The 10854-nt window shown below is 37.0% G+C and carries 6 protein-coding genes; all 6 read right to left on the reverse strand.

What is annotated here, in order from left to right:
- Window positions 1-4: 4 nt before the first annotated feature.
- The 6 genes from JEM65_RS20375 to JEM65_RS20400 all read right to left on the reverse strand — a co-directional run bounded on the left by JEM65_RS20375 (window position 5) and on the right by JEM65_RS20400 (window position 10850).
- On the reverse strand, window positions 5-1723 hold the full coding sequence (locus JEM65_RS20375) for a DUF4955 domain-containing protein (RefSeq protein ID WP_199603484.1): 1719 nt from the start codon (window positions 1721-1723) through the stop codon (window positions 5-7).
- A gap of 90 nt (window positions 1724-1813) precedes the next feature.
- On the reverse strand, window positions 1814-4891 hold the full coding sequence (locus tag JEM65_RS20380; RefSeq protein WP_199603485.1) for a chondroitinase family polysaccharide lyase: 3078 nt from the start codon (window positions 4889-4891) through the stop codon (window positions 1814-1816).
- Window positions 4892-4951: 60 nt separating this feature from the next.
- Window positions 4952-6478 (reverse strand): sulfatase family protein, encoded by a 1527-nt coding sequence (locus JEM65_RS20385; protein ID WP_199603486.1) that lies wholly within the window; start codon window positions 6476-6478, stop codon window positions 4952-4954.
- A 15-nt stretch (window positions 6479-6493) separates the two neighbouring features.
- Window positions 6494-7762, reverse strand: coding sequence for a glycoside hydrolase family 88 protein (locus tag JEM65_RS20390; RefSeq protein WP_199603487.1), 1269 nt, complete (start codon window positions 7760-7762; stop codon window positions 6494-6496).
- Between the two features lie 458 nt (window positions 7763-8220).
- The gene (locus JEM65_RS20395) at window positions 8221-9159 is read right to left on the reverse strand and encodes a DUF5017 domain-containing protein (RefSeq protein WP_199603488.1); all 939 of its coding nucleotides are present in this window, start codon (window positions 9157-9159) and stop codon (window positions 8221-8223) included.
- 32 nt (window positions 9160-9191) lie between these two features.
- Window positions 9192-10850 carry a RagB/SusD family nutrient uptake outer membrane protein gene (locus JEM65_RS20400; protein ID WP_199603489.1) on the reverse strand — a complete coding sequence of 553 codons (1659 nt, stop codon included), beginning with the start codon at window positions 10848-10850 and terminating at the stop codon, window positions 9192-9194.
- Window positions 10851-10854 lie beyond the last annotated feature (4 nt).

The following is a 10854-nucleotide window of genomic DNA, read 5'->3' on the forward strand; positions in this document are numbered from 1 at the left end:
TTTTTTAGTGGACAGCTTTATCATTTTCTTGATACGCCATTTCCATTTCTTTCCAATCAGCCAAGATTTCCGAAAGCCATTCGGGAGTTTTTTTCAATCGGTATTGTAGCTGTGCTTCATATAAAGATCCTGGTAAAACGGCTTTCCCTAAGCTTTCAAGATAACCAACATTTTCTTCATTAAATGTGGTTAATGATCCGTGTAAACCTATAATATTAGGATTAACCACAGAAAACCCCCAATACATGTCATTTTTATATTTCCCTGACATTTTCCAAAAATCATAATTAGTAATGGTATCTCCATTACGTTTATAATTCCATAAGGTCAACCCTTTTAAATGATGTGGTTCGTTTTTGTGAAACCCGCCGTGATTGGTCATTTTAGAACCTTCATAAAGATCTACCAAGTTGTTGATTGGAAATTCCGCGTGCGAATCCCAGCCCTGTTTCGGGTTTTTAACCCTCCAAATTACCGAGCCCGAAGTGCGGTGAGACATAGACGCTCCATGAAATTGTCCTGAACTGGAGACATCATTAATTAAACCCGTTAGGATTCTTGTAGACTGCGCAACGTTAGTTAATTTATGCCCGCTGTTACCTTCAAAAATAAGCATTACAATAGAAGACGCATAGCTATTACCAAGCGAAACACCGCCTGTAACATTGGCGAATTTGCAACGTCTTACCCATGAATTTGCCACTCTAGCCATCGCAACCATAGACCAAGCATTGTCATGTAAAAAATCTTTATGATGCACAAATTCATCAGTGAAATTGGCTTTAAAAAAGATGTCTTCTACTCCTACATTTTCAAGCGGATAAAACGATTTTGCCACCCAGTTATGTGTTGCATTTATAGCATGGGTTAAAGGATCTTTCAAAAAGATGGTGTTACCAGAAATACGTTCTATTTCATGATACCCAACATACGTAACGCCCGTTTCAATGATGCGCTCCCAATGCGGGCGTGTCAGCTTTCCTTGCAGCGCACTATCTACGGCATCCACATTAGGCGCCATTTCTAATTGTATAAATTTTGAATTTTTGAAGGATTCTCCATCTTCAACTTCGATGCTGAAGGCGCCTTCATTGGCATTTTTTGTAATTGAAATCGGTTGTCCTTCCCCCTTTTTAGAAAAGAATTTATACATATAATTCACCTGCCATTCCGGTTGATCAGGGAAGCTTTGCAGCATATGATTTACCATGTTTATGGTGGTGCCGTTTTTACCCCAACCGCTGCCTTTTAAAATGATATTAGAACTTGTAATCTCAATCGGATTTGATTCGGTAGGCTTGACGTTTACCAGAAATTCTCCCGGTGGAAAAAATACGATGCCGCCATTATTTAATTGGGCAGCATTTATCGCGGCTTGTATAGCATTTTGATCCGATAGTGTGTCATTAGGGATAGCGCCAAAGTCCAACACATTAAATGTTTTAAGCGCATCAAATGTTTTAGGAACGCCTACTTCTCCACGTTTATATCCTGCATAAGAATAGTCAAAAAGTTTAGGAATGTCTGGAGTATCTATTTCCCCTATGTACTTTTGCCACACCAATGCCTCGTTGGATTGGTTGTTAGTATTATCTGTTGTCTGAGCTTGTGTTTCAGTCTTTTTAGTAGAAGACGCACAGGCGGTAATCAGCAGCATTAAAAGCAACCATGACCCATAAAATGGGATGTGAGAATTACGTCTATTTGATAAAAGCTGCTTCATTAGTATCATTCATTTATTTATAAAAGCAATTCACATAACAGATTGCTTCTCCCGAAAAATATCGGGATCGCAATGACCGTCGACTATACTCTAAATCTTGTTCAATCTAAATTCGCCTGGCAGGCCATTTACTAAGTTCAACTTAATAATTGTTTTTCCATCAGCGTGAACTGTTGATTTTACAAAGTCTTTAGCATAAGGGCTCCAATTTCCATTTAGGGTAATTTCGAGCGCTACTGGATGGCTATAGTTGATAAATTTACCTCGTTCATTTTTAGAGAAGTTTAAATCAGGTTGCACGGCGCTAATGGTGATATTATTTTCTGAATGCTCTTTCAGCATAATTAATGCTGGCTCGGAAACAGAATTCAAAATTCCGTTATCCAAAGATTTGTTCGCTTCAAAAATAACATAACCTGTCATATTGGTCGGCTTATCATGTACAATGTGCGCAATAGCATCTGCTCTTTTAATGGTATAGGAATCATCTTTCTCGGCCATTTTACCGAAGTTCTTTTGATCTTTAGCATCAAGGAAAGGATAAATCACATATTGGTAAGCACCATTATCTGGAGCCATCCCATGGTCAATCCACGCGGTTGCATAATCTCCTTCGGTCTTTTTCACACCTTTTGCAGCATTATCAATTTGTCCAGTACTTAAGGAATATTTATTATGATAGGAATGCTGATGTTTCTTCTTCACATGCAGGGCATCATTAGACAACACATAATATCCTGATCCATAAGGATCAACAATCCAGTTTTTTTGTTTTCCAGTAGCTTTTAATACTGCATCGCTAGGGAATTTTATGACCTCATCTTCAGAAGTGATTAATGCTTGCTTTGGGTTTTTTAGAAACGATTGGAACAAGTTGGTTTGTGTTGGATTCTTTGTGTCGATACTTGAAATATTAGTGCCAATAGTAATCAATTTTCCATCGAAAGAAAACACCGATTTTTTAGCCTTTAATTTTCCTGCAAATCCTAAATTTACTTGTTTGTCGCCGTCGGCGTTAGAGCCTTTTTCTTCATTAAGAATCATTCCAAAAATACCATTGCCATCCAAAGTGGTCGTGCCTGCAAAACTCTCGTTAGAGCGGAACATGATCAACGGTGTTTTAGGTTCTAATTCTTCAAAAGGCATATTAATAACTGTGGCTCCAGGATATACGTTCCAATCCCAACCTTCTTGTTTAAAGCCACTAGCTTCTTCGCCTTCAGCATTTAATAATTGAATTGTACCGTTGGCTTGATATCTTCCGTATCTATTGGCAGTAACATATATTTCAGAGGCCCAAACATATTTACTGTAGCCTTTTATCAAAGCTGCCCAGTTTTTGCGTCTATGGACAGCAGTAGCAGCATAAGGGAACGTATAATACCCAGATAAATTTTCTTTTGAGATGTCGTTTACTTGGGTAAATAGCGCTGTATTCATCACATCATCTTTACCCCATAATCTTAGATACGCCCCTGCAACATCTTTATCTATTTTACTGGTACCTTCAGGATTTCCCGAATGTGCCATTTCTAAAAATTGACTTTGTAATGACTGTATCCCGTTGCCTTCTAACGGATGACGCCCTGCGTTACCAAAACCCCAGTTGAAGGATTGACTGTATATACGGGTGGCTAAAAAGGCCTTTTTAAAATTATTATGGCCTTCAGTACCAATACGAAAACGGGTTCCTGACAAAGTTTTAATAATTTTAGGTACGGATTGGAAAGCGCCAAGACCGTAAGCTGGATAATGTCCATTATGATGCCATGCTGTACCATCTACTTTAAAGCCCCATTCTTCATTTTGTTGGGCCAAAGTAATGGATATATAGTTGGAATACGCCATTAACATCGCCGCTTGCATTTCTTGATCTTCGAATAAGAAAATCAGCATTAAATGGTAATAAGACTGTGTGTTTAAATAATCAATATTGACATGAAAATTGCTTGGCTCATCTAAAATTATTCCTAAATTAAATAACCAATGCAAACTCGCTCCAACCTCCTTTAAAAGTCCATTATCATATAGTAATTGGCGCTGAATAAAAAAAGCTTCCGCAATCTGTCTTACATTGTATCCGATATGATGTCTGGTGCCACCATTTGAACCCGCTACCCAACCTTGATCAAGAAAATATTTTGTACCAGTTAAGAACATCGCTTTCATTTCCGCTTGTTCTGTTGGGTTTCCTTTATCGTAAAAAGATGCTATTTTTTTTAATACTTTTCCTAGTTCTTGTATGTCATTAAATTTTCTTGGCCCTAATTCTGTATCGTCGTAAAAGTCTTGGTGTTCCTTAAAGGTTAAGGGCGGTCCTAATACAGTCTCACCATTGTCAGTTAAACCTAATTTTTCAAAATCCTCACGTACGGAAGCAATATATAACTTGTACTTTTTCTGAATTTCTAAATTTTGATCTATAAGCGACTCAAATTGTTTCAAATCGGCTCTTATAGCCATAGATACCGGATCAGGATTTAAATTTTTAATTCGGTCATAATTGCTAATTAACGGCAACCAATGATCTTCACTCAAAACTTTATCAGCTTTAATAAAAGGGACAATCTCATCAGGATATTGATGTCTATCATCCTGATATTGGGAATAGATAATATCGTCAAAAAATAGTTTTCCACTTTTTGCGGTGGTGCTTATTCTAAAATAATCATAATCTACCTGCGCTGATTTTTTTGGAGCGTTACCCTTCATTTCATAGAAAGGCACCCATATGGTTCTCCAGCCTGTGAAAGATAATGACACATCAAAATACACCTGTTTAACGCCGTTTTTTTCAAAAGAAATCGTGATTGTTCCATCTTGAGCGGTCTCATTATAAAGAGCCATTTGTAACGTGGGACTCGCTGGAAAAAAATCGCCATAATCCAACGGACTTTCTTCTTGAGATAATATTTTAAACTGTGAGGTTCCTATGGTGCTTTCTCCATTCCATTCCCATTGTAAGGATGACGTACCATATTTTCTATGCGCGTCACTTATCGCTAATGTGCCATTAGTTACTTCATAGGCTTTTGAGCTATTTACAGACTCGAAAGATTCAACGGCAGGTTGGTAAGTATTTTGAGCAAATCCACACATTGACATCACCAATAGTAATAGAAATGTATAAATCTTTTTATTAGTATTTAGGAAAGAAGCATCTGTCATTTTCAGTGTATTTATCGTTTAATTTTGTGTGATTGCACATTTCATTCCCGAAATGAACTATCAGCCTTTTTTATGATGAAGCTTTTCAAATCGCTTCAACCAAGGATCTTTTTTAGATTTTAATTGGCTTAACAGATCTTGGTGCAGTTCTCTTTTAAGCGTTAAAGCTATCTTGGCAATATTTTTTAATTGGTAAGGGTCTTCTTGATTATCATACAAAAATTCGCGCTTCACATCATCAGCATCTAAAGTAATCACATAGGTGTAGCGTTTGGTTCTCAAACCTCTATGCCCTGAAGCCGGTTGACCGCCTTCAATAAAGTAGTACATGACGGATTGTGGCTCTGTACCCTTATTATCAAGGATAAGACTAGAAAGATCTTTACCATCTAAATTATCTGGTATGCCATCAGCTGCGCCTAACATATTTAAAATAGTCGGCATAATATCCGTTGGGCTGATCAATAAATCTGACTTTTGTCCTGCTTTTAAGCGTTCTGGCCATCTGATGATGAACGGCACGTTAATAGATTCTTCATACCATACATTTTTCGACATGAGTCCGTGGCTACCCATCATTTCGCCATGATCAGAAGTGATTACCACAATGGTGTTATCATAAAGTCCTTCTTCCTTCAAGGTGTTTAATACCCGTCCAATTTGTTCATCAACGCCAGTAACCATAGCAAAATACTCCGCTACATGCGCTTTTGCCAAATGCGTTCGGCCTCTTGTGGCGCTTTTATGGAAGGCCAATTCATTCGCATCTGTTTTTAAGTCGACATTAGGACGCAGTAACAATTGGTCTAGAGATTTATTCTTATAATTTTTCAAATATTTTTCTGGAACATATTGATATGGTGGATGCGGTGGATTTACCGACCAAAATAGGGCGAATGGCTTGTCTTTACTGCGTGTTGTTGCTGACGGATTTTTTAAATAATCAATAATCACATCCGCTTCATGTTTTGCAGACCATTCGTTGATATAGGTTAGCTCATCTTCTTTAGCATCATTAACCCAATAATGCGGATTGTTGTGCTGGTCAAAAGTGCCATAAGCATACCAGAAATTAAAACCATGACGTAATTCTTTAGGTTGGTAGGCATCCCAAATAACCGAATCTTTACCTTCAATTGGCGGAGGAGACATGAGATGTAATTTCCCAACATAACCAGCATCATATCCATTTTTTACTAAAACATCAGAAAAACTGATATCATCCTTTTGCCACGAGTTATCATACTGATGCCTTAACGAATTACTGTTGGTAAGCACCTTATTATTATATGGTAACAACCCCGTCATTAACATGCCACGATACGGGCTGCATAACGGATAACTACTAATGGCATTGGACACCACCATGCCCTCACCAGCCAATTGATCAAGATTTGGCGTATGTACAGGATCCTGATCATTGATACCAATTGCTGCATTACGGAATTGATCCGGAAAAATGAAGAGCAAATTTGGTTGTGATTGCTTTTTGTCATCTTTAACTGCTAAAGCACCTTGATCCTTACAATTAAGAAGGAAGAAGGCACTCAGCAGAAGAAGGGGAATAATAGATTTTGGCTTCGTCATAGGATTGATTTACTATTATTTTTGCATTTTTTTTAAACGTGATAAGGCTTCTATATAGTAATAATCAGCATAAATTAAAGCCACATCAATTTCATGTCCTAAAGACTTCGCTCCTGTAGAATGTAATAAAAACGAATCTGCTTTACCTACTGCTGAATACTTAGGAGACGCTAAAGAGTTTAACATTTTAATGGCAGCGTTGTAATAACGCTCTTGATCTTCTTTTGATTCTACCATCGTACTTAAATCCAATAATGCACTAGCAACAATGGCGGCGGCAGAAGCATCTTTTTCTTCCTTTGGATCTTGCTGCACGTCAAAATCCCATGCAGGCACCATATCTTCTGGTAATAACTGCAAATATTTATCGGTAATTTTTTGAGCAAAATCTAAGAATTTTTTATCTTTTGTTTCTTTATACACCATGGTATAGCCATAAACACCCCACGCTAAACCTCTTGACCAACGGCTGTCATCACTAAAACCTTGCTTGGTATGTCTGTTAAGAATATCGCCATTAATAGAGTCATATTCTATAACATGCCATGAGGTTAAATCTGGTCTGAAGTGGTTTTTCATTGTGGTTTCAGCATGTGTTACAGCAATATCATACAATTTTTTGTCGCCACCATTTTTAGCCGCCCAAAACAACAATTCTATGTTGAGCATATTATCAATAATGGTAATATGTTGTTGCCAACGTGGATGCATTTTATTTGACCATGATCTGATGGTTCCCACTTTAGGATTGAAACGTGAGGCCAGTGAGTTGGCAGAGGTCAACAAAATGTCCTTATATTCTTCTTTGCCACCAATTTCGTAACCATTGCCATAGGCAGGAAACATCATAAATCCAATGTCGTGATGCTCTGTAATGGTTTTAAAATCTTCAAAAACCTCCGTACGTTTAATGGCTTCTTCTTTCCATTTATCTTTTCCGGTCACATCATAAGCATACCACAAAATACCAGGATAAAAACCAGAGGTCCAAACTAATCTGCCATTAGGCACTTCTTTCCATTCGGTAGAATCAGTGCCAATAAGTCTTGGATGCTTGGTAAGATCCGTTAGTTTAGGAACAGCAATTTCCAATTGAGAATTACAAGCATCAATTGCGCTTTGCAAATCAAAAGTGAGATCTTGTTTGGATTCTGTAGCTATTGCTATATCTTCTTTTTCTTTCGTTTCATTTTTACAATTGGTGACCAATAGTGAAACGCACAATAATGCGGTTAGAGATGTGCGCTTTGTGAATTGAGAGGAATTGAAAAATTTATGTTCCATTAGTTTAAGTTTAAATTGATGTCTATTTATCAATATGAGATGTTGATCAAAGAAAAGATCTTTTAGGGTAAAAGGAGCGGGATAGGTGGTCATTATGGGGGCATCTTTTGATCAAAAGACCTACTTCTACCGCTCTTCTTATATTTATATGATTGAATTTCAATAGCTTACTAAATAGGCCTTTTGATATTTTCAGGATACAAGCTTTACATTATATAATATTTTTACGAATCGATTACTTCAATCAAAATGCTTGTAGATCTCTTTTTTTAGTGTCTAAATCGGATAAAATACCTGATTGCACGTTGTAGTTCTGGACAATTCTATTGTTTCTAACCTAAGTTCCAAATTGGTTCGTAATCATATAAAAAAATCCCCGAACCAAGTACGTTTAATTGTATAGGTCGGGGATTATAGTGCTAATAATCAAAGGGTTATTTCAACTGATACAGCTAATTTTACTCTGAAACAGTGATTGTGTATTCTTTAATACTTCCTTTTTGCCCATAAATAGTTTCATTACTTCCCACGAACGTTACAGTATACGTACCAGGTTGTGCAAAGGTGTATTGAAACGATTTTAGTCGGTCAGAAAATGTTTTTAAAGGCTCTCCTCTATCAGGATCAACAGCTCCAGCTAAATTTACTGGATTGGTAATTAACCAATCATCATTGGTGTATTCTGCCTGGTCTGCACTCAACTCGTAATAACTTCCTCTATTTCTCCAATAGTCTTTAGTGGAGTTGGTTGGGTGTACACCTTCAACGTTAACGGAGTTAAAGCCAGGATTAGTGAAATTAGTAATGTCTAGTGAATAGTTTTCATTGGCCACCGCTAAAGCGATGTCAAAACTATGTACACGAAACACCCCTTGTCTATTGCCATCTTCCTTTTTCCCTTCAGCATAAGCTCTGATTGCAAAATAGGTAGGTAAATCGCTGGCAAATTCAGTAATATTTACAGAGCCAGAATTTGTTAGATTGTATGATCTGGCCGTAGCAAATGTAAAACGGTCAGAGATATCCGTCCAAGTGGCTACCTTCACATCTTCAATAGTACCAGACCCTGTATAATCAGTAGATACTAAAAAACTCCAGGCTTCATCATTTTTACTTGCACCGTCAAAATAATTTCTGGCGGTATCAAAGTTCAAGAAAAATTCACCATCTGCCTTATAGCGCTCACTGTTTTTAAATTCATGACCATATTCGCCCGAATAAAAGTTTAAAAAATTAGGAGCATCCGTGATTGTAAATTCGACAGGCTCACCCACTTTGGCGGTCGTATTAAAAACGACACTAAAATCTGGTGTATCCACTGCTTCTAAATCCTCACAACTCTGAAACACTAGTGTTACGAGAAGCAACATTGTCCATATATAAACTACTTTTTTCATTTTGTCTATTTTTTTAAAATTATTAGTACTTATTACCACCCTGAGTTTTGTTTTAAATTCGTGTTTACACCCAACTCTTGTGCTGGAATAGGTAGTATGTAATTTTTACTTGGCTCAAAGTCGTCGTAGCCATCATAATAGTTGAAATTACCACTCATCGTATTTCTTCTTGGTGTTGTATTTAATGAATCTCTAGTGATTATTGGAAGATCATTAGAATCTAATGAAAATGTACCAAATGTGACCCAGTCGTCATTCATAAAATTTGGATCAGCCTCTAAGGTTTTCATTCTAGATTCTGTTTCATTTACTTTTTGCTCTAAAATTCCCCATCTTACTAAATCAAATTTACGATGTCCTTCAAAAGCTAATTCTAACAAATACTCTTCTTGTATGACCTCATCATTAACCTCTTCTACAGGTGTAGCATTAGCTCTATTTCTTACCATATTAATGGCATCAATAGCTTCTGTAGAACCTGGAGCTATAGCATTTTGCGCCTCAGCATAAATTAAATACATTTCTGATAAGCGTAATACTGGCCAGTGGTGAGATCCATAACTGGTATTTGTAGGATCAGTTTCTAAATATCTTCTGTATTTTGATGATGCATAGCTAAACTGAGAGCCTTCTAGTTTTAATTGACAATCTTCATTTCTAGCATTAAAGAATGGCAAGGTATTCCATAAACCTCTTTCGTCCGTAGGATCATTTCTATATTTCAAGACTAAGGTAACGGTAGCATAAGTTTGTGCATAAGATTTACCTTTTAAACGCGCCCCTTTTAAAGCACAAGACTCGTCGTCAAATTTCATTCCAAAACCAGAACCTAACTTAGATTGTTGTTGCGCTACATCTTCAGAAAAACCGATTTGAAATAGGGTTTCTTTAGTTTCGTAATTTCCTCTTGCCAATTCATTAAATATGTCTGCATAAATTGGATTTAAAACGTGGTATGGGTCGTCTATAACTTTCTTACTCCATTCTTTTGCTTTTTCATAAGCTCCTGCCTCATTAAAAGGTTTGGTCGCCATAAAAATGTAAGCTCTAGCTAACAAGCCTCTGGCCGCACTTTTGTTACCTCTACCACCTGTTGCCAGCGCAGCACTAGGTAAATGTTGTTCTGCAAATTCTAAATCTGAAATGATTTGTTTATAGACATCAATCCCTTTAGTTCTCGGTAACAATGCCTTATTTAAATAGTCATCTTCTAATGGCATCGGAATACCTTCAATACCTCCAAATGCTTTTTCTAAATCAAAAAATAAGAATGCTCTTAAAAAACGAGCTTCCGCTTCAAATTCCAATTTTACATCTTCCTCTAAAGGAGACCCTTCAAGTCCAATCAATAAAGAGTTTGCGGCGGCAATGCCTGAATAATAATCACTCCATATATTTCCTAATGTAGGATCTGATGCGGTAAAGTTATTTTTAAGGATGTTTTGAAGTCCTTTTCTATTATAGAACCCTTCATCTGTCCAGTCCGTTGGATACTGCGCATTGATGATAGCATCTCTATATACCTGAACTACTCTACTGTAAGCACCGGCCAATCCTGCTAAAGCACCAGCCTTAGTGTTGTACAAGTTTTCTGCCGTAATATTATCCTTTTGTTCTATTTCTAATTGGTCGTCACAGCCCTGCAATAAGAAGGCTGAAAATACGACTGCTAATACGAATTTTATTTTCATGTGA

It is taken from the genome of Gelidibacter salicanalis, assembly GCF_016469035.1.
In the GTDB taxonomy this organism is placed as follows: Bacteria; Bacteroidota; Bacteroidia; order Flavobacteriales; family Flavobacteriaceae; genus Gelidibacter; species Gelidibacter salicanalis_A.